We start from the raw sequence: 25606 nt of genomic DNA on the forward strand, positions 1-25606 counted from the left end.
TCAGTGCCTCGCCTTCGCCAGCACCCAGGCGGGCACCGGCTTGAGTTCCCGCACCAGGCCGAGCATGGCGAGCAGCCGCAGTCCGTACCAGGTCAGGTCGATTTCCCACCAGCGAAAGCCTTGGCGCGCGGTGCCGGGAAAGAAGTGGTGGTTGTTGTGCCAGCCCTCGCCGAACGTCAGCAGCGCGAGCCAGACGTTGTTGCGGCTGTCGTCGTGCGTGTCGAAACGGCGGCGGCCGAAGCGGTGCGCCAGCGAATTGATGGTGACCGTGGCATGGAACAGCACCACGGTGGACACGAAGAAGCCCCACACCAGCAGCTGCGGGCCGTTCGTGCCCCATCGCGGCACCACGTACTCCAGCAGTTCCCCGACCGCATACAGGCTGGCGGCCAGCAGTACCGGCACGACGGTGTCGTAGCGATCCAGCCAGCGCAACTCCGGATAGCGTGCAAGGTCGGGGATGCGCGCCCAGTCCGTGCGGAAGCCGCCGCGGGTCAGGAACCAGCCCGCGTGGCTCCACCAGAAGCCGTGAACCGCGGGCGAATGCGGGTCCGCGGGGGTGTCGGCATGGCGATGGTGGTTGCGGTGGTGCGCGGCCCACCACAACGGCCCGCGCTGCACGCTGGCGGCACCGATCAGCGCGAACACGAACTGCAGCACGCGCGAAGTGCGGAACGTGCGGTGCGAGAAGTAGCGGTGGTAGAAGGCGGTGATCGCGAACATGCGCACGGCGTAGAGCGCCACTGCCGCGGTCACCGCGACAGGCGATACGCCGACCCACAGCACGGCCACGCACGCGAGGTGCATGCCGATGAAGGGGGCGGCACGCAGCCAGTCGATCTCCCGGGCGCGGCCTGCGTCTTCGTCATCCACTCTCTGCGTGTCGAACCAGCGACGCACGGCGGCCAGACCGCGTGCCGCCAGCGTGGAGGGGGATGAAACGCTGGCCGGCATCGCTCTGTCTCCGCTGCATTCACGGCACATACGTGTGCAGACGGTGATTGGATGCACGCGGCACGACACTCAGGGCGTGCACCGCTGCACGAGCGGCGTGGCGAGTGCGCGCTGCAGGGCACCGGCATCGGCGGGCTTGGCGGGTTCGGGGAACACGATGCGGACGTCCTGGTGCCGCCCGGCGCCGTCGCGGATGGTGGCGATGCCGGCGAACTCCAGCAGGCGCCGGTCCGCATCCGCGTAGGTCAGTTCCATCGAAGGCGCGACGAAGCCATACCAGCGGTCAAGTCGCATCGTCATGCGCTGCGCGGGAATGCCTTGCCATCGCACGGAGGGCCCGGGCTGCAGGCGTACCGGCACGAAGGACATCCGGCTGGGCAGCAGGAAGGGTTGGGTCACGTCGTCACCGGCGCGGAGGGTCGCCCAGTGCAGGCGCACACTGGCGTCGAAGCCGGCATCGATCACGCCATCGGCGGGTACGGCCAGCGCACGTTCCTTCAGTGGAGCGCGCGCACCCGACCGGACGTAGACCACGCGCCCCTGCGGCCCGCTGCGCACGCCTTCGCGATAGCCATCCCTGGCATCGTGGAAATCGAAGTCCGGTGCCTGGGCCATGGGGCGTTCGACCACGGTCTTGCGCGCGAACGCACGGCCATCGGGACACCGATACAGCACCAGCCGGCGCGCCGTTCCCTCCTGCCGGTAACGCCAGTGCGATTCGCGGTAGAGCAGCGTTTCGCCCTTGCGGGGATGGGCCCGGGCTTCCTGCTGATGGATATCGGTGTCCGCACAGGCGGGACCGGCCACACAGGCGCCGATGGCGCCCATCGACAACGCGAGCAGGTGGCTGCGTACGGACATGCGTCGGGATTCCCGGGGGTGGACCGGTTCGTCCTACGCTGTGCGGGGCAGGGTGGATGCATCCGGGCACTGGATGACGCCGCATCCAAACGGCGGTCCCGCCCGTACATACGCCCATCACGACCAGCAACGGGGCCTGGCATACCATGCCGTCCGACTTCACAAGGATTACGCCGCCCCGCGGGGCGGCACGGCCGGTGTCCACGCCCACGCCCTCCACCCGGGATACGCATGACTGGACCCGCGAGATGATCGCGGTCGCGCGCTTGCGCGACCGGGGCAGCTTCATGCGGATCTACGATCACTTCATGCCACGCCTGTGCCTGTACCTGCGCGGGCTGGGCAGTCCCGAGGCGGTGGCGGAAGAGCTCTCGCAGGAGGCGCTGCTGCGCCTGTGGCAGCGGGCGGCCATGTACGATCCGCAACAGGGCGCGGTGTCCACCTGGCTGTTCCGGATCGGCCGCAACCTGCACATCGACCGCGTGCGACGCGAACCCGGCTGGGTGCAGGTGCTGGAGGATGCGTGCCAGTGCACGGACGAGGAGTTGGCCCGGCCCTTCACGTCGGCGGAGGACTACGCCGAGCACGTTCACCTGCAACGCCGCATCGAGGAACTGCCGGCGGTGCAGGCGAGGTTGATGCGGATGTCGTATTTCGAAGCCAAGAGCCACCAGGAAATCGCCGACGAGCTGGACATGCCGCTGGGTACGGTGAAGTCGCACCTGCGGCGCGCGTTCCTGCGCCTGCAGGGCCAAGTACGAGGTCAGTCGTGAATCCGCACCATCATCTGGATCCCTCCACCCTGCTCAGCTACGCGGCGGGGGCGCTGACCGTCGAGATGGCGATCGTCGCCGCCACGCATCTGGAAACCTGTGCGCATTGCCGCGCGCGCGTGGAGGAGGCCGAGTGCATCGGCGGGCAGCTGATCGAACACCAGCAGCCCGGGCCGGGCGCCCCGGACGAAGGACACCGGGCCGTCCTGCGCGAGGCGATGCTGCGTCGCCTCGATGACGAGCCTGTCGCGGTGGCGCCGCCGCCGCGCGCCGCGCCGTACGAGGCGGACGATCGCCTGCCGGCACCGCTGCATCCCTATTTCGGCACGTCCTACCGTGCCTTGAAGTGGCGCTGGATGGCGCCCGGCGTGCATTGCATCCGGGCGGCGGGGACGCCGACAGGCACGCTGCTGATGCTGAAGATCGGCCCCGGCCGCAGCATGCCCGTGCACAGCCATGGCGGCACGGAACTCACCCAGATCCTGCGCGGCGCCTACCACGATGCGCTGGGTCACTTCGCCCCCGGTGACGTGGCCGACTTGGACAGCGACGTCGAGCACCAGCCGGTGACCGTGCCCGGCGTCGCCTGCATCTGCGTTTCCGCGCTGGATGCGCCGCTGCGCTTCCCGGGCTGGCTGGCGCAACGCCTGCAGCCGCTGTTCAAGCTCTGATCGAGGCCCTCTGGCCTGCCCGGCACCTTGCGTGCCGGGTATGCGCGTGCCCGCCACAAGCGCGGCACATCCCGCAGGCATGCGTTCCGGGCCCAAGTGCTCGCGGGCAGGTATTGCGTGCATGTTGCACGGTAACCGGTACACCTCAGTCTTGCAAAATAAGAACCATTCGCATTTAATGTCCGCATCGCGCGATGTCGCGGGCGGGGATGTCGTTGCCCGTCACGGCCGCGCCGCTTCCTTTCCCCTCCCCGATACCCCCCCATGCCCTCCACGTCCCCCATCCTGCTGTCTTCCCGTGCCCGCCGTTCCCTTGCCACCCCCGCCATGGCGGCGCGACTGCGTACCGCCATCTGCATCGCGCTGGCCTGTACGGCGGGCACGGCGATCGCCGCGCCGCAGGACGCGGTGCCTGCCGTCCAGGCGGCCGCAGATGCCTCCGCGACAGCGACCGACCTCGATGCGGTGATGGTCGTCGGTCAGCGCGCCAGCCGCGTCAGCAACGGCGCCACCAACCTCGACCTGGCGATCAAAGAGACGCCGCAGTCGATCAGCGTGGTGAGCAGCGAGCAGATGGCGCAGTTCGGCACCGACAGCCTCAACGAAGCGTTGCGCATGGCGACCGGCATCCAGGTGGAGGAGTGGGAAACGAACCGTACCAACTTCACCGCGCGCGGCTTCGACATCGCCAACACCCAGATCGATGGTGTCGGTCTGCCCAACAGCTGGGGCATCGTCACTGGCGCGCAGGACACCTTCGGCTACGAGAAGCTGGAGGTCATCCGTGGCGCCAACGGCCTGCTGACCGGCGTGGGCAATGCCGCCGGCACGATCAACTACGTGCGCAAGCGCCCCACCAACGAGCCGCAGGGGAGTGTCGGCATCAGCTATGGCTCCTGGGGCACGACGCGGGCGGAGGTCGATTACTCCACGCCGTTCACCGAGAACGGCACGTGGGCCGGACGGGTGGTGGCCGCGCACGAAGAAGGCGATTCCTGGCTGCGCGGCAAGGACGACACGCGCGACTTCCTCTATGGCGTAGTGGACGGCCAGATCGGCGAGAACGGCACGTTGACGCTGGGGTATTCCTGGCAGGAAGGAAAGACCAACGGCAACATGTGGGGCGCGCTCGGCTTCATGTACAGCGACGGCACGCAGGCCGAATGGGATCGCGGAGCCTCGACCACCCAGGACTGGACGTACTGGGACACGACCACCAAGACCGGTTTCATCGAGTACACCCACCAGCTGGGCGCAGACTGGCAGATGAAGCTGTCCTACAACCATCGCGATATCCGCAACGACGACAAGCTGTTCTACGCCACTGATTTCGCGGCCACTGGCCTGGAGCCGGGCACCAATCTGGGGCTGTATGGTTATCCGTGGGGCGGCGCCGACAAATTCACTGCCGACCTGGGCTCGGCGACGCTCAATGGTCACTTCCCCATGTTCGGCCGCGATCAGGAAGTCATGCTTGGCGTGAGCTGGTCCAAGAGCGAAAGCGTCAGCAGCCAGTACGCGGGCGCCATGTGCGGCACCGAGCTTTGCGGTTACATCGAGATGCCCGGCTTTCCGTGGGCGGGTGACGTGATCCCCGAGCCGGTGTGGGGCGATTTGTCGGTCTACAGCACGCTGGATGAGCGGCTCAAGCGCGCCTACGGCGCGACCCGACTGTCGCTGACGGACAGGCTTAAGGCCGTGGTCGGATTCAACTATGCCGAGTACCACCGCGAAGGCGTCAACTACGGCGTGGTATTCGATCAGACCGAGAGCGAGACCAGTCCTTACGCGGGTCTGACCTTCGACTTCACTCCCAACGTATTGGGCTACGTCAGCTACTCGGACATCTACCAGCCGCAGAGCCAGTCGGACGCTGACGGGCGTTACCTGGATCCGACCAAGGGGTCGAACTACGAATTGGGTGTGAAAGCCGATTGGTTGGACAAGCGCCTGCTGACCACGCTGGCCATGTTCCGGGCCGAGCAGGATGGCCTGGCAACCGGTGCCGGTTACAACGACCTTGGCCAGTTCTACTACGAAGGCGTGGACGTCGAGTCCAAGGGCGTCGAATTCGAAGCCACCGGCAAGCTGAGCGACAACGTCGACATGGTGTTCGGCTATACCGCGCTGAAGCTGACCGGACAGGACGGAGACGATACCTATCGCTGGGTGCCGCGCCGGACGGCCAACCTGTTGCTGAGCGCGCGCTTGCCGACCTACACGGCACTGTCCTTCGGCATTGGCGGGCGCTGGAAGAGCAGCATTTCGAACGTGGAATCCAGCGGCTTCACCGTTCGCCAGGACAGCTATGCGGTGCTCAATGCGTTCGCCGCGTGGGACTTCCTGCCCAACGCCACGCTGCGGCTCAACGTCAACAACCTCGGCGACGAGAAGTACATCAACACGTTGCGTTACAGCGGCTACTACGGCGCGCCGCGCAACTACACGCTCAGCCTGAACTGGCGGTTCTGAACCGCCGCTTCCCCGCACCGAGACACGAGCCATCGCCATGTCCCGCACCATCGCCGCTTCCTCCCACGCGCCGCGCCTGCACCTGGCGGCGCGCATCACCGCCGCCGTGTTCGGCGGCTATGCCTTCGCCTGGGGCATCGTCGCCACCGGCGCGAGCCTGATGTTCGCCGCCGGCATGGATTTCCACGACGCCGAGTTCCTCGCCAGCCTGCTGGGCGTGCTGGCGTTCCTGGTGGCGTTCCTCTGGGCGTTCGCGGCGCGCCGGGTGTGGGTGGTGTGGTCGGTACTGGCCGGCGGCGGTGCATTGCTGGCGGGCACGGGCTCGTTCGTGCAATCGCTGCTGGTCTGAGGAGGTCGACATGTTCCCGAGCTTCCGTCAGGCCATGGCATGGCTGCACACCTGGTTCGGCCTGGTGCTGGGTTTCGTGCTGATGGCCGCGTTCTTCTTCGGCGCGCTGTCGGTGTTCGATCGCGAGATCGACCGCTGGGCGATTCCGTCCACGCGTTTCGAGCCGCAACCGATGCCTTCGTACGAAAAGGTACTGCGTCCGGCCTTCGAGCGCATGCAGCCGCTGCCGGCGGCCGTGGACGCGATGCGTTCCCGTGTCAACGGCGAGATGCCGGCCCGCTTCGATACCGTGGTCAGCTGGAGCGCCTACACCACCCACCGCGACCCGGTGCTGCAGGTGTTCGCGGGGTACGAAGTGCCGAATGCGAAGGATCCGGAGGAAACCATCTGGGCCGACGGTACACTCGATCCGCGCGACGGCACGCCCTTGCCCAACGACAGGCTCAAGGTCGGCAGCGGCTTCTTCTATCCCATGCACTACGGTCTGACGCTGGACTGGAAGAACCTCGGCATCTGGATCGTCGGCTTCTCCGCGCTGGTGATGCTGGCCGCGCTGGTCAGCGGCGTGGTGATGCACCGCAAGATCTTCCGCGAGTTCTTCACCTTCCGTCCCGACAAGGCGCGCCTGCGCAGCGTGCTGGACCTGCACAACCTGACCGGCGTCGTCGCACTGCCGTTCCATTTCTTCTTCGCGTTCACCGGCCTGCTGATCTTCGCCGCCACGTACTACTTCCCCCTCGGCCACACGCAGCTGCACGGACTGCATGACCTGCACGCGGAAGTGGAAGCGCGCGAGACCGGCCTGCCGCATGAGCGCGCGGGCGTGCCTGCGGGCCTGGCCAATGTCGACGCGATGGTGGCCGATGCGCAACGCCGCTGGGAGGCGAAGGACAAGGCGGGTGATGTCGGCTTCCTGGTGCTGCAGCACGTGGGCGATGCCAATGGCTACGTCAGCGTCTACCGCGCGGGTACCGACCGCATCGCGCTGGTGGGCGATGGTATCCACTACAAGGCATCGACGGGCGAACTGATCCGCGAGGATCCTGCCGCCACCCCGGTGGGTCGCGTCAGCGAATTCCTCACCGGCCTGCACCTGCAGCACTTCCGCCACTGGTTGCTGCGCTGGTTCTACGTGCTGGGCGGGCTGGCGGGTGCGGTGTGCATCGCGACCGGGTTCGTGTTCTTCGTCGAGAAGCGCAAGCGCCAGCATGCCCAGCGAGGCAGCCAGGGCGCGAGGGTGGTCGATGCCCTGGCCGTCACCACGGTGACGGGCATGGTGTTGGCCGCACTCGGGATACTGGTCGCCAACCGCCTGCTGCCCGAGGAGCTGCCGGCACGCGGTGACTGGGAGCGCTACGCTTTCTGGGGAACCTGGGTGCTGGCGTTGCTGCATGCCGGCTGGCGCAGCGCACCGGTCGCGCGTGGGCTGGCCAATCCCGCATGGCGCGAGCAATCCGGGGCGATAGCGGTGCTGGCAGTGGCCGCCGTCGTGCTGAACTGGGTGACGACCGGTGACCACCTGCTCGCCACGTTGCGCGCGGGCTATTGGCCTGTCGCGGGCGTTGACCTGTCATTGCTGGTGACCGCCGTGGTGGCGTGCATCACGACGCGCATCCTCAAGCGGCGTGCCGTTGCCGCCGGGATGCGCGTGACCGGTGTGGAGGCGTCCCATGCCTGACCCCATGGCGGGATACCTCTTGCTGGCGGCGGTGCTCTCCAGCCTCGCCGGCATGGGCTGGCTGGCCCTGTCGATGCAGCCCCACGCGCAGCAGGTATGGGTGCGCGGGTGTTCCCGTCATACGCCGGGCTTGTTGCGCCTGCTGGGTGCGGCCGGCCTGGTCGTCGCGCTGGCCCTGTGTCTGGTGGTCGACCACGCTTCCATGGCGGTGCTGGTGTGGGTGATGAGCCTCGCGGCGGGCGCGCTCACCACCGCGTTCGTGCTCACCTGGCGTGCGCACTGGTTGCGCGTCCTCGCGCCGTGGGTGCGCGCTGTCCACTAGCGTCGCTCGGCACCGCACATTCCACCTGTCAACGGATTGCATCCATCCCATCCCGTGGTGACGAAACGCGGCAGTGCCTGCAGTCGTTGCGCGCAGGACGAACAGGCGATGCGTCACCCGTTCACGTGCGTGCAGGGTGGGTGAAGAAAATCCCATTGAAACCCCGCCGCATCAAGAAGTGAATCCAACCCGCGCGTATACGCGTAAGGGAGGCGTCGTGTGCATCACGCCACGGCATCCCACCCTTCATCCTGGATACCGTCATGAACACAAGGTTGGCTGGCTTGGTGTTGCTCGCTGTTTCCACTCCCGCGTTCGCGTCCGGCCCCGAGCAGGGCAAGTTCTCGATGTCGTTGTTCGGTGGTGCGGATACGCCCGTCAGTGGCGATGTGCATGATGGCGCGGTGGCGCCGGTGCCCGACCTCGGGCCGCTCAATCCGGATCTGGCCGGCATCAGTGCGGAGTTGCGCATCCAGCCGCGCACGCATGAAGACATCTACGACCAGGCGATGACGTACGGTCTCGAATTCTCGTACGGACTGAGTGATCGGGCGGAGATCTTCGGCCAGTTGCGGCGCACCGAGACCGATCCGGGCACCGTGCGCGTGGGCGGAGCCTTCGTGCCGGCGCTCACTACCGAACTGCCGGTCTACGGGACCTTCAGCGACTACAAGGCGCTGACGGTCGAAGCCGGATACCGGTACTACTTCATGCAACCGGGCTACACGCGCCCGTTCGTCGCCGGCCGCCTGGGCGCCACGCAGACCGACGACATCCGTGCCACGTTCGACATCCCTGATGCGGCCATCACCATCGAGAACGCGCCCTTCACCGAAAAGAAGTGGGCGGCCAGCGCCGGTGTGGATATCGGCGTGCTGATTCCGGTCAACGAGACCTTCAGCATCACCGCGCAGGCGGGCGTGCGCTACGTCGCCGATCTGGAAGGCGATGACAGCGCCATCGGCGGTCTGGGCCTGGGTTCGATCAACGATACCGGCAAGCGTGTATCGGTGCCGCTCTCCATCGCCGCACGCTTCGACTTCTGACGGGCGTTCCGAGGTTTCCGGTCTCCCGGCGGGGCCGGAAACCGGAACCGTCGCTGCGCATGTGCCCATGCTCGCATGCCCGTCATGTCCAAGGCCATCGCCCTCATTCAGGGCGGGCAGCGCATGGCGCTGTCCGCAGGGTGGGGGCGGGGCCGCGATTGCGTGCGCCGATGGCCCGCATCGTCTCATCGCATGAGCGTGCGCCGGATACCATGACGCCATGCAACTGAAGGACAAGCTCGCGATTCTGGCCGACGCGGCGAAGTACGACGCGTCGTGTGCCTCCAGCGGTGCAGGCAAGCGTCACTCGCTGGGCAACGGTGGCATCGGCAGCACCGAGGGCATGGGGATCTGCCATTCATACACGCCGGACGGGCGCTGCGTGTCGTTGCTGAAGATCCTGCTGACCAACTTCTGCATCTACGACTGCGCCTATTGCGTCAACCGCGTCTCCAGCAACGTGCCACGTGCGCGCTTCGCCACGGCCGAGGTGGTGCGGTTGACACTGGAGTTCTACAAGCGCAACTACATCGAAGGCCTGTTCCTCTCCAGCGGCATCATCCGCAACGGCGACTACACCATGGAGCAACTGGTGGAAGTAGCGCGCAGCCTGCGTGAAGACCATCGCTTCGCCGGTTACATCCACCTGAAGACCATCCCGGAAGCGTCGCCGGAACTGCTCGCCGCCGCCGGCCGCTACGCGGACCGGCTCAGCATCAACGTTGAGTTGCCGACGGAAGAGGGCTTGAAGCAGTTGGCGCCGCAGAAGCAGGCGCAGGGCATCCGCGATGCGATGGGCGAACTGCACACGCGCATCCTGGCTGCCAGGCCGACGAAGCAGGAAGCGCAACCCAGGCGCAGGCGTCCGCCGAAGTTCGCGCCGGCCGGGCAGAGTACCCAGATGATCGTGGGCGCCGACGCCGCGGATGACCGCGCGATCCTGGTCGCCAGCGATGCCCTGTACAACCGGTTCCGGATGCGTCGCGTGTACTACTCCGCCTTCAGCCCCATTCCCGATGCCTCCGTGCAGCTGCCGCTGCGCGCGCCGCCACTGCTCCGCGAGCACCGCCTGTACCAGGCGGACTGGCTGTTGCGGTTCTACGGTTTCGACGTGCAGGAGATCGTCGGCGACACCGGCACGCAGGGCGGCATGCTGGACCTGGATGTCGACCCCAAGCTGGCGTGGGCATTGCGACATTCGGACCGGTTCCCGGTCGACCTCAACGCCGCACCGCGCGAGATGCTGCTGCGCGTGCCCGGCCTGGGTGCACGCAACGTGCAGCGCATCGTCGATTCGCGCCGGCAGGGCCGGCTGCGCGTCGCGGACCTGGCACGGTTGCGCGCGCCGTTGCAGAAGGTGCTGCCCTTCGTAGTGCTGCTGGACCACCACCCGCGCCAGCGCCTGGACGATCCGGCGCGCCTGCGACGCGAACTGGCGCCCGCACCGCGCCAGGCCGATCTTTTCGGCTGAGTCGCGGGAATGTTCCGTGCCACGGTGACGCCTGCGTGGGATCTGGACGCCTGGCGCGTGCAGGCACGGCATGCGTGGGAAGCGGCGCTGCCACCGGACGCTGTGGAATGGCAGGCCGATGCGCAGGGCGAACTGCTGGGGAGTGCAGCCGTGATGGACCAGCCGGTGCAGCGGATGGGATTGTCGGTGCCGGCGGACTTCATGGCGTTCGCCGCCTCGGTGCTGTGCCATCGCGATGCCGGCCGGCACGCGCTGCTGTACCGCCTGCTGTGGCGCATCGGCAACGGTGAGCGCGCGCTGCTCGACCGCGCCACCGACGCCGACGTGCACCGCGCGACGCGCTGGGCACAGGCGGTACGGCGCGACACGCACAAGATGAAGGCGTTCGTGCGCTTCCGCCAGGTCGACGGCGAGGACAACCACTATCTCGCCTGGTTCGAGCCGGACCATTTCATCGTCGATCGCGTCGCACCGTTCTTCATGCGCCGCTTCGCCGGCATGCGCTGGGCCATCCTCACGCCGTATCGCAGCGTGCAATGGGATGGCGCGCAGCTGTGGGCGGGCGAGGGCGCGCAACGATCCGATGCGCCGGCAGACGATGCGGAGGATGCGCTGTGGCGCACCTACTACGCCAACATCTTCAATCCCGCACGCCTCAACACGCGGATGATGCGACAGGAAATGCCGCAGAAATACTGGAAACACCTGCCAGAGACCCACCTGCTGCCGGATCTCGTCCGCGAGGCTGGCCGGCGTGTGCGCGAGATGGACGAACGCGAGGCACAGGCACCGCGCCGCCGCATTCCCGGCCGGGCGACGCCGTCCGAATGAAGGCGCGCACCGCGGGCACGCGGCCGCACCTGGCGCGGCACGCCACCGGTGCCCCGTGCGGGGCACCGGTCCGCGCGGTCAGAACTTCCAGCCCACGCGTGCGTAGTAGAAACCGCCGTTGAAGCCGTAGGGCGAGTGCACGGGATAGGCCGCGCCCGCCACGGACGCACCCCACGGGTTGTCGTCCGGGGTTTCGTCGAACAGGTTCTGCGCACCGACGTTGACGTACAGGCCGGAGGGGAACGTCCAGCCCACTTCGGCATCCACGATCACCTTGCTGTCCTCGTAGATCGGCAGGCCGCCGTCGTCGATGCTGATGGCGCCGCTGTCCAGGTGATCCTCGTACCAGGAGCCGTAGTAGCCCAGGCGCAGGTTCGCGTGGAAGACCTCGCGCTTGTGGTTGATGCTGAAATAGCCCTTGGTCTTCGGCAGCGATTCCTCGATCTTGTAGACGCGGGCTTCGTTGATGAAGTTGGGGTCGTAGCGGTCCACCTCGGTCTTGTTCCAGTTGGCGGCGAGCGAGTAGGTGGTCGTGCCGCCAAAGTGGTCCGTTTCCACGCTGGTGACCAGGTCCACGCCGGTGGTGGTGGTGTCGAACGCGTTGCCGAAGTAGGTCACCGAACTCAGCGACGCCGCTTCCGGATTGCCGGAGGCCACCAGCGCATCGCGTTCCTCGGGCGTCAGCGCGAAGCTGGTGCTCAGGGCGATGCGGTCTTCCACCTCGATGCGGTAGCCGTCCAGGGTGACCAGCCAGTCGCCGCTGCTCCACACCATGCCCAGCGAGAGGTTCTTGGACTCTTCCGGCGTCAACGCCCGTGCGCCCTTCAGGATGGCGATGGGATTGGTCGGTGGCAGCGTGGCGATGTCCTCCAGCACGCTGCCGTTGAACGCGGTACTGATCTGGCTGATGTTGGCCTGGCCGGGGGTGGGCGCACGGAAGCCGGTGTTGTACGCGCCGCGCAGGGCGAAGGTGTCGGACACGTCGAAGCGCGCGGTCAGCTTGCCGTTGGTGGTGCTGCCGAAGTCGTCGAAATCCTCGTGGCGCACGGCGGCGGCCAGCAGCAACTGTTCGGTGAACTGCGCCTCCAGGTCCAGGTAGACCGCCCAGTTGCGCCGATCCCATTCGCCTGCGGTGCGCGGGCTGAAGCCGTTGAAGCCGTTCGAGCCCAGTGCGAAACCCTGTTCGGTCAGCGGGCCGATGCCGGTGGAGGCATCGTCACCGGCCTTCACCTCGAAACTCTCCTCGCGCCATTCCGCACCTGCGGACAGGCGCAGGGCCTCGGCGGTGAACGAGGTCTCGATGTCGCGGCCGACGTCGAAGTTCACGCCCTTCTCGGTCTGGGTATTGCCGCCGGGACTGAAGCGCAGGCCCGCGGGCTGCGCTGCGCCGAGCGACGCGTTGACCGTGTTGTAGATGACGAAGTCGATATCGTTGCGGCCGTAGGTCGCGCTGACATCCCAGTGCCATGCGCTGCCCCAGGTGCCCTTGACGCCGCCGACCACGGACATGTCTTCCAGGCTGCCGCCGAAGCGCGGCGTGAAGCCTCCGGGCAACGTGGACAGGAAGGTGAAGCAGTTGGCCGGCAACGCGGCCACTGCGGTGCTGACCGTGCTGTACGGGATGAGGTTGCCGTTCGCGTCGCGCAGGGCGATGGTCGGACAGCCGCCAGCGCCCGTGGTGTCGCCGATCAGCAGGGTCTCGCCCCCGTCGTTGGAGTACACGCCGGAGCGCGCGGTGGGGTCACGGAAGTAGAAGCCGCCATCGACCTCGCGCTGCGCGTAATTCCCGAACAGGTAGACATCGACGCTGTCGCCGGTGATGCCGAGGTTGGCGACGAACTTGAGGTCGTCGTCCACCTTCGGCGAGCCCCAGATCTGTGCCGGCACCGGCACGCCGGGATAGCCGGCCGCGATCGCCGCTGCGGCGTCGTTGCGCTGCACGCTGCGCGAGGTGTCATCGGCCTGGCGCCATTCGGCGGTCAGCGTGGCGTAGCCGCGCTCGGTCAGCGGCAGGCCGATCTGCGCGGAGTATTGGGTGGTGAAGCCATCGCCTTCGTAGTATTGGCCGGCGAAGGCTTCGAAAGCCCCGCCTTCGCTGATCTTCTTCAACCCGAAGTTCACGACGCCCGCGATGGCGTCCGAGCCGTATTGCGCGGCCGCGCCGTCGCGCAGCACTTCCACCTGCTCCAGCGCCAGCGACGGAAACACCGAGAGGTCGGGGCCTTGCGAGCCATCGGACAAGCCGTGGCCCAGGAAGGTGATCACGGCGGAGCGATGGAAGCGCTTGCCGTTGACCAGCACCAGCGTGTTGTCCGGCGGTAGGCCACGCAGGTTGGCGGGACGGATCAGGCTGGCGGCGTCATCGATCGGGATGGTGCTGACATTGAATGAAGGCACCAGCACGCGCAGCTGGTCGAGCGCATCGGTGGCGCCCTGGTTGCGGAACTCCTCGGCACTGATGATGTCGATCGGCACGGCGGAGGAGGAGACGGTGCGCGGCTGGCCACGACTGCCCAGCACCGAGACGGTGTCGAGCGTGGTGGCTTCCTCTGCCGGCGGCGTCGCCGCCGGTGCGGGTGAAGGTTCCGTCGTCTGCGCGACGGCGGTGCTGCTGCCGACCAGGGTGGCGGCGGCGAGGGCCCATTTCACTGCGGATGCCAATGGCGTGCTCGAAACACGTACGTGCGGCTTCTCTCTGTTGCCCATGCGGTGCGCCCCTTGAATGTGCTGTGTGGTGTCGAAGTTGTTCTTGCGCGAGTGCCGTCAGCGGCCACGCGGATACCGCCCGCACTCCGGGTAGTGGGCGTTACACATTGCTGTCATCGCCGTGCTACCGCCTGCACCTTAGGCGGCAGCAAACAGCTCGAAACGAGGCATGGATCACACGATGGCGCGGTGCACAACGAAAGTAATCATCGTTCCGTTTTTTGCACTCTTCGCACGCTTTTCACGCAGTCCCGTGCACGCGAACGGTGCGCGTTGCGCCAGTGTTGTGCAGCGACGCCGCGCGCATGCGTATACGTGCGCGTGGAAAACGTCGAAGTCCGCCAGGGACGCGCGATGCACCGCATGCGTGCACTCGCGATCGAGCCTTCGCACCATGCAGGTTCGCCCGCGTCTGCATGGACATCATCGAGTGGGGCCGTCGACTTCAGGCCGCAGGAATCGCGACGCGTGCCGGCGCGGATCGACGGCGTCGCATGTTGAGCGGGGCTCAAGGCTGGCTTGCGGAATGTTCGCTTCGCCCAGCGCAGCGTGCCGCGTAGCGTCGCGCCAGCCCTGCGATGAGGAACCGACATGTTGCGTGCCACGGGTCTGTTGCTGCTTTCCGGTCTCGCCATCAGCGGCATGGCGGGCGAACCCGGGAATCTCCCCATCCCTGTCCCGCAGCGATGGACGCCGCCTGCGCTGAGCAGTGACCAGTATGAATCGTCGCCCGTGTTCTCCCCGGATGGTCGCGAGGTGTTCTTCTTCCGCGCACCGCCGTCGTTCGACCGTTATCGCCTGCTGTCGTCGCGGTGCGAAGGCGGGCGATGGCGTGCGCCACGCGAGCCGACCTTCGCCGGCGCAGCCGACGCGCTGGAAACCGATCCCGCCTACAGCCACGATGGCACCTGGCTGTATTACGCCAGTGACCGCGCGAACAAGGACGATCTGGACATCTGGCGCGTGCCGCGCCACGCCGACGGCCGCTTCGGTGAACCCGAGCGGCTGCCCGCGCCGGTGAATTCGCCGCAGACCGAACTGCTGCCACGGCCACTGCCGGATGGCCGCCTGCTGTTCGGATCGCACCGGCCGGGAGGCATCGGCGGACGTGATCTTTACATCGCCACGCTGCGTGCCGACGGTCGCTGGGATGTGGCACCGCTGCCGGCGCCGGTCAACACGGCGGCCGATGAATACGAGGCCGATCTCGCGCGTGATGGCCGGGTACTGGTGGTGGTCGCCAACCGCGGCACCCGCTCGCACCTGTATGTCTACGATCGCGACGGCGACGCGTGGCGCGAACGCGGCCGCGTTCCGGCGCGCGATGATGTCTTCCAGGTGGGGCCGCTGCTGTCGCCGGATGGAAGGCGGCTGCTGTTCGCCCAGGCCGATGGCGACGCATCGGGCGAGTTCTTCCTGGTCGATCTCGCGCCGGGGGCCGACTTGGCATGGCCCCCGGCGTGCGGTGATGCGCGCGCAAGTCAGCCGCGCAATTCGACCACCGGCGAGAATCCGCCATAGACCATGCGCTGGCCGTCGAACGGCATCGGCGGATTGTCCGGATTGGACGGGTCCATGCGCGGGTCTTCCATCATCTTCTGCATGCCGGCATCGCGCGTGGCCTTGTCCGGCCACTCCACCCACGAGAACGCCACGGTTTCGTCGTCTTTCGCCTGCACTGCACGGAAGAAGTCGGTCTGCGTGCCGCGTGGCACGTCGTCGCCCCAGCCTTCGATGATCCGGGTGGCGCCGAAGCCCATGAAGATGCTGTCGAAGGTGTTGGCGTAATCGGTGAAGGCGGCCTTCTTTGCCGTGGGTGCCGCAAGGATGAATCCGTCGACATAGGACGAAGGTGCATCCGGGCTGCCCAGTTCCAGTGCCGGGGTGAAGCCGCCATAGATCAGTCGCTTGCCGTCGAACGGCATCGGATTGTTCTCCGGCGACATGCGCGGGTCTTCCATCATCTTCTTCATGCCGGCGTCGCGGGTGGGCTTGTCGGGCCACTCGATCCACGAAAACACCACGCTTTCGTCTTCCTTCGCCTGCACGGCCTTGCGGAAGTCGGTGACGGTGCCGTCGGGCACATCGTCGCCCCAACACTCGATGACACGGGTGGCGCCCTGTTCGATGAACACGGGGTCGCCATGGTTGGCATGGTCGATGAACTTCTGTTTGTTGGCGGTCGGCACGGCGGCCACGAAACCATCGATGTAAGGCATGGGAAACCTCCGGGAATGCGACGCCGGAATGGCGCCTTCATGGATGCGACGAGTGGGGCGGGCGGAATTCGACAGACGGCTGGCCGGTACCGGCCGGGCGGGGCGTTCAACCTGCCACGATCCGGACAAAGGTGGTGTGATGGTTTCTGCAACGGGCGCGGTGCCGCGCCGGGCTGGCCCATGGGGCATCGGCAGCGCGGCGTGGATCCTGGCGCTGGCGGCACTGGTGCTGGCGGGATTCTGGAAGACGTACTTCAGCCGGTTGAGCCTGGCCGATCTGGTCACGCACCTGCATGCCGGCCTCATGCTGGCATGGATGGCGATGCTGCTGGTACAGCCCTGGCTGGTGCGGACGCGGCGCATGTCGCTCCACCGGCAGGTGGGGCAGTTCTCGTACGGCGTGATGCCGGGCGTGCTGGTGACGGCGCTGTGGCTGTCGCAGCTGCGCATGGCCGCGGCACCGCCGGAGATGTTCGGCCTGCAGGCGATGCTGCTGTATCTGGGCACGGCGGCGTCGGTGATGCTGGCGTTGTTCTGGGGCCTGGCCATCCGCCATCGTCGCGATTCCGCGCTGCACGCACGCTACATGGTGGCCACGGCGCTGGTGATGATCGATCCGGCGATGGCGCGCCTGGTGCTGGCGCTGTTGCCCGAAGGCGTGCGCATCAATCCGTCGTGGGTCGGCTATGCGCTGACCTTCGCCGTGCTCGGGCTGCTCATGTGGTGCGAACGTGGCGCCCCACGTGGCCGCGGCGTGTTCCGTTTCGTCACGCTGGTGTTCGTGGTCAACTTCGTGCTGATGCACGTGGTGCCGGGCACGCAGCCGTGGCAGGCGTTCGCGCGCTGGTGGGGCGGGCTGGCCGGCTGACGCGCGTGCTCAGCGCTGCAGGCAATGCCGGTAGCGCTCGTCCACACGCGTGGCGAACCACGCGGTGGTGAGGTCGCGGGTGATCTTGGGGCTTTCCAGCTTGATGCCGGGGATCATCGCGCGCGGCAGCGGCTTGCCGGCGCGGGCCTCGGCCAGGGCATACACGCGCGCGTACAGATCGGTATCGCCGAAGTCGAGCCGGTTGCCGCGCTGGAGTGCGGCGCGGATCGCACGATCGTCCATCCGCAGCGCGTCGGCCAACCTGCGGACCGCGCGTTCGGTCTGGCCCGGCGTGTCCAGCGGTGCGCCGGGATTCAGCAGGTCGCCGTCCAGGGTGAGCGGCACCCCGGCCGCGATGCCGACGGCGCTCTGGAATGCCGCATTCCGGCTGGCGTACCAGCCGGCGTTGTAGTCGGCGAAGCGATGCACCTTGCGCGTGTACGGCGTCTGGTATCCCAGCAGGTGGGCGATGCCGAAATACAGGCCGCCGCGACGGGTGAATACTTCGTCGCGGATGCTGCCCTCGACGGGATACGGATAGTCCGATGCGTTCGATTCCGCAAACGGAATGCCCACCTGCATCGGCCCGCCGGTCTGCACCGGGTTGTAGTCGGAGAACAACCGTCTGCCCAGCGGCACGCTGCCGATCATGTCCTGGTAGATGTCGCTGAGGTCGCGCTCCGTGCGTACCGCGCGCAGCCGCTCGGCGTAGCTGCGCCCGTCGGGTGAACGCAACGCGAGCGCGGCATCCACCATGAACCCCGGTACGTGCAGGGCCGACGCGCGACGGTCGATCTCGCCGCGTGCGATCTTCGGCAGGTTGGCGACCGCCGGATTGGCGATATAGCCGGATTCCTGTTCGGTCACCGCCAGCACCGCGCAGATGTTCTCGCTGTTGGGCTCGATGCGCTGGGCCGCGAACGCGGTCTCGATGTCGGCGGCCCAGCGTTCGCGGTCGGCGACCTTGGCCGGCATGCGCCGCACGATTTCGCTGCGCGTGTCGGCCGGCGGGCGTACAGGGGTGGGCGGTGCGGTGGCGCAGGCCGCCACAAGGAGCGCAGACGCAATCGGGAGCACGCGCAGCAGGAAGCGGAGGGCAGGGGTCGTCATGCGCGCAGCATACGTAGCGCGGCGGTGGGATGCACCATGGTTCGCCGCGTCATGACCTTGCGTGTCCGGCATGGATAATCACGGTTCCGCACCTCGTGCCCGCCGATGACCGACACACTCGACAATCCATTCTGGGCCGCGCTGGATTCGATCCACCGCGACATCGCCTTGCGTGCGGGCGAGGTAGCCCGGTATCCCGCCGACCACGCGCCGTTCCTCGGGGTCGCGTCCCCTGCGGTCCGCGTGGGCGATGCCTTCGAACGCCTGGTCGCGCCGGGCGAATCGGTCTATCTGCTCGGCGTCGCGCCCACGATGCCGGCGGGCTGGGCGCTGCAGGCGTTCCGGCCGCTGGCCCAGATGGTCTGCGATGCGCCGCTGGCGTCTGTGGACGGGCCGGAGATCATGCCGTTGGGCGAAGCCCAGCGGGCCGACGTGCTGGCGTTGACGGCCCTGGTGTATCCGCACTACTTCAGGCCGTGCACGATGGACATGGGACGTTACTTCGGCATCTACGAACAGGGCCGGCTGGCCGCGATGATCGGGGAACGTCTGGGCAGCGACGCCACCCGCGAGATGAGCGCGATCTGCACGCACCCGGACTTCAATGGCCGCGGCTACGCGCGTCGCCTGACCGTGTGGCTGACCAACGACACGCTGGCGCGTGGCATGCAGCCGTTCCTGCATGTCAGCCATGAAAATCCGCGGGCCAAGCAGTTGTACGAGCAGCTTGGCTATCGCGTGCGGCGCGACATCGGCTTCTGGTCGTTGCGGCGCGCGTGAGGAGGGATGCGCAGCGGGCGCTAGGGTGCGCCCGCCTGCTGCAGCATGCGGCGCATACCGCCGAAGCGCCGGCGGTACTGCGCGGGCGACAGGCCGACCTTGCGCCGGAACAGGCGGCTGAAGTAGGCCGCGTCCTCGTAGCCCACGGCCTGCGCAATGGCTTCGACGGCGTCGTCACCGGTTTCCAGCTGCTGCTTGGCTTCTTCCAGCCGCAGCGTGTGCACATATTCGAGCGGTGACAGGCCCGTCGCCTGCTGGAACCGGCGCGCGAACGTGCGCTCGGCCAGGCCGCTGGCCTGCAACATGCCCGCGACGGGCGCCGACGTGTCGTAGTGCTGCGCGATCCACACCTGCGACCGGGTGATCGCGGTGTCCGAATTGGTACGCGTACGCGCCAGGTTGGCGAAAGGCTGCTGGCCGGTCTGGTGCCAGTCGATCAGGAACACGCGCGCCGTCTGCATGGCGCATTCGATGCCGGCCACGCGTGCGATCAGGTACAGCGACAGGTCCTGCCAGCTGGAACCCCCGCCCCCCATCACCAGGCGCTGGTCCGGTCCGGCGGTGACGACCACGCGTTGCGGATGGACCTTCACGCGGGGGTGCCGCTCGGCCATCGCGTCGCAGTACGCCCAATGCGTGGTCGCATCGCTGCCGTCGAGCAGGCCGGTTTCCGCCAGCAGCATCGCGCCGGTGCAGGCGGCGGCGATCACGCTGCCGCGGGCATGGCAGTCCCGCAGCCAGTGGGCTTCCTCTTCGTAGCCGTGCAGGGCGATGTCGCCCGGGTAGATGGCCAGGTCGGGGATGCAGATGAAATCCGGGGCGGGCAGGTCGCGCATCGCGACTTCCGGGGTCACCACGATGCCGTTGATGACCGGAATGGGCGTGGTGTCGCGGGCCACCACGATGGGACGGAACACCGAAGCACCCGGTGGCTCCCCGATCATCGCCGGCCAGTCGCGACCAGCGGAATTGAACAGGTCGTACATGCCGTACAGCACCGACGCGGCGGCACCGTGGGTGGCGAGCAGGGCGATGGTGGGGGGATCGCGGCGCGGCATGACGGAAATGTCAGGTTGGCGGCGGAAATGGCTGCGGTGCCAGGGCGTGGCGGCCCGTATCGTGCCGCCTCCCCGTAGTAGAACAGAGCTGCTGCCGTCATGCCATCGCCCCTCGAACTCCTGCTTCACCCCTTGTCGTTCGCCTTCTTCGGCATGTATGCCGTGCTGATGCTGTGGGAGGCGATCGCCCCCGCGCGCGTACTCCCGCGCGTCGCGCGCTGGCGCACGCGGGGCCTGCTGGCGGCGGTGTTCTACTTCCTGCTGTCGTCCTATCTGCCGATGCTGTGGACGCAGTACCTGCTGCCCCTGCAGCTGGTCGACCTGAGCCATCTCGCGTGGCCGGTCGGTGGACTGGTCGGCCTGCTGGTGTACCAGGCACTCGCGTACGCGTGGCACCGTGCATTGCATGCCAACGACGTGCTGTGGCGCTTCGGCCACCAGCTGCATCACAGTGCGGAGCGGCTGGATACGTTCAGCACGTTCTGGTTCAGTCCGCTCGATACGCTGGGCTGGACCGCCGTCGGCAGTCTCGCGCTGACGCTGGTCGTCGGGCTGAGTGCGGAGGCGACCACGTTTGCACTGCTGGCGGCCACGCTGCTGGCGATGCTGACCCATGCCAACGTACGTACGCCGCGCTGGCTGGGCTGGTTCGTCGAGCGCCCCGAGATGCACTCCTGGCATCACGCGCGCGGCCTGCATCGGCAGAACTATTCCGAATTGCCGGTGTTCGATCTGTTGTTCGGCACCTTCCACAATCCGCGCGGCTTCGCCCCGCAGACGGGTTTCCACGAAGGCGGTTCCGCGCGGGTCATCGAGATGATGATGGGGCGCGACGTGGCACGCGATCCAGTTTCGTGAAGCGTCCTTGACGCGCCTGCGGGCGCCGACGGGTATGGTCGGGCACTCCCTTCGACGGAGTGCCCGGCATGATCGAGATCCTGAGCAGCCCACCGCACGTGGCTGCCTACCGCTTCAGCGACCAATTGACCGGCGAGGACTATGACGCCTGCATCGCCGATATCGAAATGCGCCTGGCGCAGTTTCCGCGCATCGCCGTACTCGGCGACATCAGCGACCTGCACGGACTGTCGGTGGACGTGATCGGCAAGGATCTGCGCTACGCGTTGGCGAAGCGCGGGGAGTACGCGCGCTTCGCGCGGGCGGCGGTAGTGACGGACAAGCGATGGCTGGTGGCGGTGACCGGTGTGGTCGATCGCCTGATGCCGCAGACCGAGATGCGGACGTTCGCGCCGGAGGAGCGGGTGATTGCACTGGCCTGGGCGGCGGAACTGGACCCTTCGCTGGTCTGAGGAACCGGGTTACGGGAACAGCGCGCCACCGATCAGCGCCAAGGTCATCCCCAGGCCCATGAAGGCCAGGCGATGCATCAGCGGGAAGGTGGCAGGGGTGGCCGAACGGTGCATGGTGCTATCCAAACCCAACGGGCGCGAACGCGCCGTGAAACCCCTGTGCCTCATCCAACGCCACTACCGGTGGCCACCGGCCAGCGGGCGGATGGACGCCGCCGCAGGTACCTGCCTATAGTTCGCAAAACAGCGGAGGTGCCATGGATCTGCAAGGACGCGGGAAGAGTTCCGTGCATGGAAAGGGGTCTGCACCGGGTGGAGGATGGCGGCGCAGGCTCAAGGGTCTGATGCTGACAGGTATGCTGTTGGCGCTGTCCCAGGCATCGTCGTCGACCCCGCCCACCATCGCGACCATCGCCGGAGGCGGAGGGACGCTGGGCGATGGCGGACCGGCCGCTCAAGCGGCGCTGAACCAACCCAGGGACGTTGCCGTGGACGGGTACGGCAACGTCTACATCGCCGACTACGGGCACGCGCGCGTACGCAAGATATCCACCCACGGGATCATTACCACGGTCGCGGGCAATGGCTCGACGGTCCACAGCGGCGATGGTGGCCTCGCTACGGCGGCAGGCATGATGCCCGTCGCCATCGCAGTGGATGCGGCGGGCAATCTCTATATTGCGGACCACGCCGGTTCCCGCATCCGCAGGGTCGGGGTGAACGGGATCATTGCCACAGTCGCGGGTACGGGCATTCGTGGCTATGGGGGCGATGGCGGGCCGGGTGTGGCGGCCAGGTTGAGTGATCCAACAGATGTGGACGTCGATGCCGCAGGGAACGTGTATATCGCGGACTTCGGCAACAACCGCGTACGCAAGCTGACGCCCACCGGTACCCTCACCACCATCGCTGGCACAGGATCCAACAGTTACGGTGGCATGGGAGGGCCTGCGACACAGGCCGAGATCGCGAATCCTCTCGGCCTGGCCGTCTCGGCGCGGGGTGATGTGTACATCGTGCATAACTTTTTCGTCAGCCGTGTAGATCCGGACGGGATCATCGTGACGTTGGCCGGCAATGGCATGTTCGGTGCGGACCCGGCGGCGAACAGCAACCTGCTGAGTGGCGTGCAGGGCGTCGAGGTTGATGGTCGCGGGAATGTCTACATCTCGACGAGCCACACGATTCAGATGGTGACGCCGGAAGGTGGCATGCACCATGTCGCGGGGACGCAGAATACGCGCAATGGGCGTAGGGAGACGACGTCCGGTTTTGCTGGCGATGGTGGTCCGGCCACGCAGGCACTGCTCTATGGACCGTCGGGCATCGCGCTGGATCCCGCAGGCAACCTGTTGATCGCGGACCGGTACAACTCCCGCGTGCGTCGACTTGGTTCTGTCCCTCATCCGGAGCCGCCTCCCGGCATCGGCGCCTTCTTTGGACAGGTCAACCGGTACAGCAACTTCTACAAGGACATGGTCACGGGCGACTTCAACGGAGATGGTCGGGATGATGTCGCCTTCTCCACGTCGAAGGATGCTTCGACCGAGCAGAGCAGCAACGTGCCGAGCCGCGTGGGCATCATGCTGCAGAACACGGAAGGGAAGCTGGGTGCTCCTGTCTATGTCGATTTTCCTGCTGTCGTCCGACCGCCATCGCTCGCGGATTTCTATGGCGGCGGCCTCGCCGTCGCCGACATGGACGGTGATCGCGTGACCGACGTGCTGGTGGCGCAGGGGGACGGCATTGGGTTGATCGCCGGATCCCGAACCGGACAGTTCTGGCGTACGTCGTTCAGTGGCAGCCATGGTGTGCCCGCAGACAGAGTGCTGGTGATGGATGCCAATCGTGATGGCATCAAGGATGTGGTTGCTCGAAGCCTGGAGGCCGCAGGCAGTGCGCAAGCGGGCTTGAGTATCTATCTGGGCAATGGTCCGCAGGCTTTCCGGCGTGATTTCATCGCGTTGTCGTTCCCGTTCGGCAGCCTGGCGTCCGGCGATCTCAATGGAGATGGCCTGCCGGATCTCGCGCTCGGCTACTCCTTGTCGGGTTCGGATGAAGGTGGTGCAGCACTTCTCATCCATGATGGCCAGCACGCCTTCCTGCCTGCCCTCCATCATCCGGTGGCGGGTACCGGCAAGGCCAACGTGGCGTTGGGCGATCTGAATGGCGATGGCTGGCTGGATATCGCCGTCACGCGCAATCGCGTCAAGGTGGATGCCGACATACATATCCTCTACCAGCAGGCGTTGGCCGGTCAGTTCCACGCGGTCAGACTGGCCACGGCACCCGAGCCGGACAATCTGTTGATCGCCGACATCGATCGCGATGGCTTGAAGGACCTGGTTGTCCTTCATGTCAACAATGCCTCGGTTGGCTACTACCAGCAGAGCCGCTCGCGTGCGCTGACGATCGAGGCCCGATATGCCGGAGGCACGGCCTACAACGATGTGTTCAACCCCATTGCGCTCGGTGATGTCAACGGCGACGGACACTTGGACCTGGTGCTGCGCGAAGGCAACAGTGGCGTGTACGTGCGTACCGGTACGGGGCGCCAGGGGGGTATCCGCGTCAATGGCGGACAACCGCTATTGCCGCCAGGGCATGGCGGCAATGCGCCAGCGGCGCCGTTGGCGGTGGACGCCAGGGCATCCACTGGACTTCCCCGGCCGGCAGCAGGTGAAGCTTCTCCCGTCGGGCTACATGAAGATCGCGTCAGCGCAGGGGGCGCACGCTGGCTGCGCATCGTGCATCCGCAGGTGCGATTCCAGCGCATGTGGCAAGCCCTCCGCGCGAGGGCGGCCCACGTCGCGGCGCGGTTTCATCGGGCGCTGAGTGGGTGGCAAGAGGATGAGGCGCCCACATCCGTCACCTCTCAGGCCAGGGTGGAGCGGTCGCCGGCAACGGTCGGCGCCGCGACCAGGCCGACAGTGCCGGCACGCCCTCTGCGCTATGGCCGCGCGGCCATCTGCGACAGGCAGCATTGACTCAGACCAGAAAGAGGGTGTTGGCACGCACATGCACATTATCGGATCTGGCAGAGATGCGTTCTTGGAGTTCCTGCGGAATCTTACACCGCAGGCATTGCTGTTCTCCGCCGGTATCGTCGTCCTCTCGCTAATTAAGCGTCCGCTCTTTGCCGTCGCAAACATCGGCTATTGGGCTCTCGTAGTTGGCTTGTTATTGGTCGTTTTCCTCGCGGCAGCCGCAAATACTTGGAAATTCTTCGATAATGCCTTTAGTGGCTCAGCTTGGGCGCGCACGACTATGCGCCGCATCAAGCGTCTTGAATCTTTTCCGCGCAAACGATCGTGGATGTTTCTTGTATCAAGCTGGCGATTCAAGCGGGTTCTGTTTTTGGAGTTCTTCGTGGCTGTTGCAGTTGTTTACTCGTGCCTGATCGCAGTTCTGTCAATGGCAACACACAACACGTTGAGATCACTAGGCGCGCACTAGAAATTCATTCAAGCCGAAACTGCTTCTCGGCGCGGCCCAATCCAGGTGATATCTGGTGCCCGGGATCAAGCGTGCAGCGGGTCCGCATTGCATCCCTGCGTGTCGCAGGCAGTTGCCGGCTCAGGCGTTGGCATTCGAGGGACGCGTGATTCCGCCTGCGCCTCATGCACCAGCGCCGCGATCTGCGCGCCCAGCACCAGGTCGCTGACCTGGCCGAAGTGCTGGTGGCGGATGCGTCCCTGTGCGTCGATGAGGGTGAGCGTGGGCGTGCCGCGCATCGCGTAGGCCTGCATGGTCTGGGGGATCGGCCCGTGCGTGCCGGGGCGGTCCACGCCGACCGGGAAACCGATGCGGTATTCGCGCAGGAAGGCTTGCAGCGACACCGACGTCATCGCGTCATGGTGTTCGAACACGGTGTGCAGTCCGATCACGGCGACCTGGTCGTCGGGGAACGTGGCATGCACGCGCGCGGCCTGCGGCAGGCCGTGCGACACGCAGCCGGGGCAGAGCATCTGGAAGGCTTCCAGCACGACGACCTTGCCGCGCAGGGATTCCAGGGTGATGGCGTCGGATGTGTTGAACCAGCGGTCCACCTGCCAGGGTGGCGCCGGTCGGGTTTGCGTTGTCATGGGGGTGATCTCGTGATGCGCGGCGGCGAACGGTCCGGGAAG

The 25606-nt window shown here is 66.7% G+C and carries 22 protein-coding genes and 2 pseudogenes; 16 read left to right on the forward strand and 8 right to left on the reverse strand.

Annotated elements, in window-relative coordinates; translation table 11 throughout:
* Positions 1 to 954, reverse strand: coding sequence for an acyl-CoA desaturase (locus AC3DET_RS07830; RefSeq protein ID WP_488391259.1), 954 nt, complete (start codon positions 952 to 954; stop codon positions 1 to 3).
* A gap of 69 nt (positions 955 to 1023) precedes the next feature.
* Entirely contained in the window at positions 1024 to 1815 is a 792-nt protein-coding gene (locus AC3DET_RS07835; RefSeq protein ID WP_488391260.1) for a hypothetical protein, read from the reverse strand.
* A 146-nt stretch (positions 1816 to 1961) separates the two neighbouring features.
* On the opposite strand from AC3DET_RS07835, the gene AC3DET_RS07840 reads away from it, so the two are divergent.
* The 9 genes and pseudogenes from AC3DET_RS07840 to AC3DET_RS07880 form a co-directional block, all read left to right on the forward strand.
* Positions 1962 to 2588: a sigma-70 family RNA polymerase sigma factor gene (locus AC3DET_RS07840; protein WP_488391261.1), complete on the forward strand. Its 627-nt coding sequence runs from the start codon at positions 1962 to 1964 to the stop codon at positions 2586 to 2588.
* Positions 2585 to 3259, forward strand: a complete 675-nt coding sequence (locus tag AC3DET_RS07845) for a ChrR family anti-sigma-E factor (RefSeq protein WP_337731203.1) — start codon at positions 2585 to 2587, stop codon at positions 3257 to 3259. Before AC3DET_RS07840 ends, AC3DET_RS07845 begins: the two co-directional genes overlap by 4 nt.
* Positions 3260 to 3523: 264 nt before the next feature.
* Positions 3524 to 5731 carry a TonB-dependent siderophore receptor gene (locus AC3DET_RS07850; RefSeq protein ID WP_488391262.1) on the forward strand — a complete coding sequence of 736 codons (2208 nt, stop codon included), beginning with the start codon at positions 3524 to 3526 and terminating at the stop codon, positions 5729 to 5731.
* A 37-nt stretch (positions 5732 to 5768) separates the two neighbouring features.
* Positions 5769 to 6080: an iron uptake protein gene (locus AC3DET_RS07855; RefSeq protein ID WP_446538714.1), complete on the forward strand. Its 312-nt coding sequence runs from the start codon at positions 5769 to 5771 to the stop codon at positions 6078 to 6080.
* Between the two features lie 10 nt (positions 6081 to 6090).
* The gene (locus AC3DET_RS07860) at positions 6091 to 7758 is read left to right on the forward strand and encodes a PepSY-associated TM helix domain-containing protein (RefSeq protein WP_488391263.1); all 1668 of its coding nucleotides are present in this window, start codon (positions 6091 to 6093) and stop codon (positions 7756 to 7758) included.
* The gene (locus AC3DET_RS07865) at positions 7751 to 8080 is read left to right on the forward strand and encodes a DUF3325 domain-containing protein (protein WP_488391264.1); all 330 of its coding nucleotides are present in this window, start codon (positions 7751 to 7753) and stop codon (positions 8078 to 8080) included. Before AC3DET_RS07860 ends, AC3DET_RS07865 begins: the two co-directional genes overlap by 8 nt.
* A gap of 263 nt (positions 8081 to 8343) precedes the next feature.
* Positions 8344 to 9126 (forward strand): hypothetical protein, encoded by a 783-nt coding sequence (locus AC3DET_RS07870; RefSeq protein ID WP_488391265.1) that lies wholly within the window; start codon positions 8344 to 8346, stop codon positions 9124 to 9126.
* Between the two features lie 220 nt (positions 9127 to 9346).
* Positions 9347 to 10597, forward strand: coding sequence for a putative DNA modification/repair radical SAM protein (locus AC3DET_RS07875; protein ID WP_488391266.1), 1251 nt, complete (start codon positions 9347 to 9349; stop codon positions 10595 to 10597).
* Between the two features lie 9 nt (positions 10598 to 10606).
* Positions 10607 to 11419, forward strand: a pseudogene (locus AC3DET_RS07880) (TIGR03915 family putative DNA repair protein); the annotation flags it as partial.
* An 87-nt stretch (positions 11420 to 11506) separates the two neighbouring features.
* Here the strand turns inward: AC3DET_RS07880 and AC3DET_RS07885 are convergent.
* Entirely contained in the window at positions 11507 to 14077 is a 2571-nt protein-coding gene (locus AC3DET_RS07885; RefSeq protein WP_488391267.1) for a TonB-dependent receptor plug domain-containing protein, read from the reverse strand.
* Between the two features lie 648 nt (positions 14078 to 14725).
* Here AC3DET_RS07885 and AC3DET_RS07890 point away from each other — a divergent pair.
* A complete protein-coding gene (locus AC3DET_RS07890; protein ID WP_446538708.1) occupies positions 14726 to 15655 on the forward strand; it encodes a TolB family protein in 930 nt (309 codons plus the stop codon).
* On the opposite strand, the gene AC3DET_RS07895 is transcribed toward AC3DET_RS07890, so the two are convergent.
* Together AC3DET_RS07895 and AC3DET_RS07900 are read right to left on the reverse strand one after the other, a co-directional pair.
* Positions 15616 to 16005: a DUF1428 domain-containing protein gene (locus tag AC3DET_RS07895; protein ID WP_337731904.1), complete on the reverse strand. Its 390-nt coding sequence runs from the start codon at positions 16003 to 16005 to the stop codon at positions 15616 to 15618. The two genes, AC3DET_RS07890 and AC3DET_RS07895, sit on opposite strands and share 40 nt — an antisense overlap.
* Positions 16000 to 16353: pseudogene (locus tag AC3DET_RS07900) on the reverse strand (DUF1428 domain-containing protein); the annotation flags it as partial. The pseudogene AC3DET_RS07900 and the gene AC3DET_RS07895, both read right to left, overlap by 6 nt.
* 139 nt (positions 16354 to 16492) lie before the next feature.
* On the opposite strand from AC3DET_RS07900, the gene AC3DET_RS07905 reads away from it, so the two are divergent.
* Positions 16493 to 17221: a hypothetical protein gene (locus AC3DET_RS07905; RefSeq protein ID WP_337731194.1), complete on the forward strand. Its 729-nt coding sequence runs from the start codon at positions 16493 to 16495 to the stop codon at positions 17219 to 17221.
* A 9-nt stretch (positions 17222 to 17230) separates the two neighbouring features.
* Here AC3DET_RS07905 and AC3DET_RS07910 read toward each other — a convergent pair whose 3' ends face one another.
* Positions 17231 to 18331, reverse strand: coding sequence for a DUF1615 domain-containing protein (locus AC3DET_RS07910; RefSeq protein ID WP_488391268.1), 1101 nt, complete (start codon positions 18329 to 18331; stop codon positions 17231 to 17233).
* A 105-nt stretch (positions 18332 to 18436) separates the two neighbouring features.
* On the opposite strand from AC3DET_RS07910, the gene AC3DET_RS07915 reads away from it, so the two are divergent.
* Complete coding sequence (locus tag AC3DET_RS07915) at positions 18437 to 19111, forward strand: GNAT family N-acetyltransferase (protein ID WP_488391269.1); 675 nt, start codon at positions 18437 to 18439, stop codon at positions 19109 to 19111.
* A gap of 20 nt (positions 19112 to 19131) precedes the next feature.
* On the opposite strand, the gene AC3DET_RS07920 is transcribed toward AC3DET_RS07915, so the two are convergent.
* The gene (locus tag AC3DET_RS07920; protein ID WP_488391270.1) at positions 19132 to 20169 is read right to left on the reverse strand and encodes a GlxA family transcriptional regulator; all 1038 of its coding nucleotides are present in this window, start codon (positions 20167 to 20169) and stop codon (positions 19132 to 19134) included.
* 99 nt (positions 20170 to 20268) lie between these two features.
* Here AC3DET_RS07920 and AC3DET_RS07925 point away from each other — a divergent pair, with 99 nt between their 5' ends.
* The 4 genes from AC3DET_RS07925 to AC3DET_RS07940 all read left to right on the forward strand — a co-directional run bounded on the left by AC3DET_RS07925 (position 20269) and on the right by AC3DET_RS07940 (position 24935).
* On the forward strand, positions 20269 to 21027 hold the full coding sequence (locus tag AC3DET_RS07925; RefSeq protein WP_488391271.1) for a sterol desaturase family protein: 759 nt from the start codon (positions 20269 to 20271) through the stop codon (positions 21025 to 21027).
* Positions 21028 to 21095: 68 nt separating this feature from the next.
* Positions 21096 to 21479, forward strand: a complete 384-nt coding sequence (locus AC3DET_RS07930) for a SpoIIAA family protein (RefSeq protein WP_192201622.1) — start codon at positions 21096 to 21098, stop codon at positions 21477 to 21479.
* A 257-nt stretch (positions 21480 to 21736) separates the two neighbouring features.
* A complete protein-coding gene (locus AC3DET_RS07935; protein WP_488391272.1) occupies positions 21737 to 24466 on the forward strand; it encodes an NHL domain-containing protein in 2730 nt (909 codons plus the stop codon).
* Positions 24467 to 24497: 31 nt separating this feature from the next.
* Positions 24498 to 24935, forward strand: coding sequence for a hypothetical protein (locus AC3DET_RS07940; RefSeq protein WP_488391273.1), 438 nt, complete (start codon positions 24498 to 24500; stop codon positions 24933 to 24935).
* Positions 24936 to 25000: 65 nt separating this feature from the next.
* On the opposite strand, the gene AC3DET_RS07945 is transcribed toward AC3DET_RS07940, so the two are convergent.
* Complete coding sequence (locus tag AC3DET_RS07945; protein WP_488391274.1) at positions 25001 to 25564, reverse strand: redoxin domain-containing protein; 564 nt, start codon at positions 25562 to 25564, stop codon at positions 25001 to 25003.
* Positions 25565 to 25606 lie beyond the last annotated feature (42 nt).

Source organism: Pseudoxanthomonas sp. 97-1-1 (assembly GCF_057773125.1).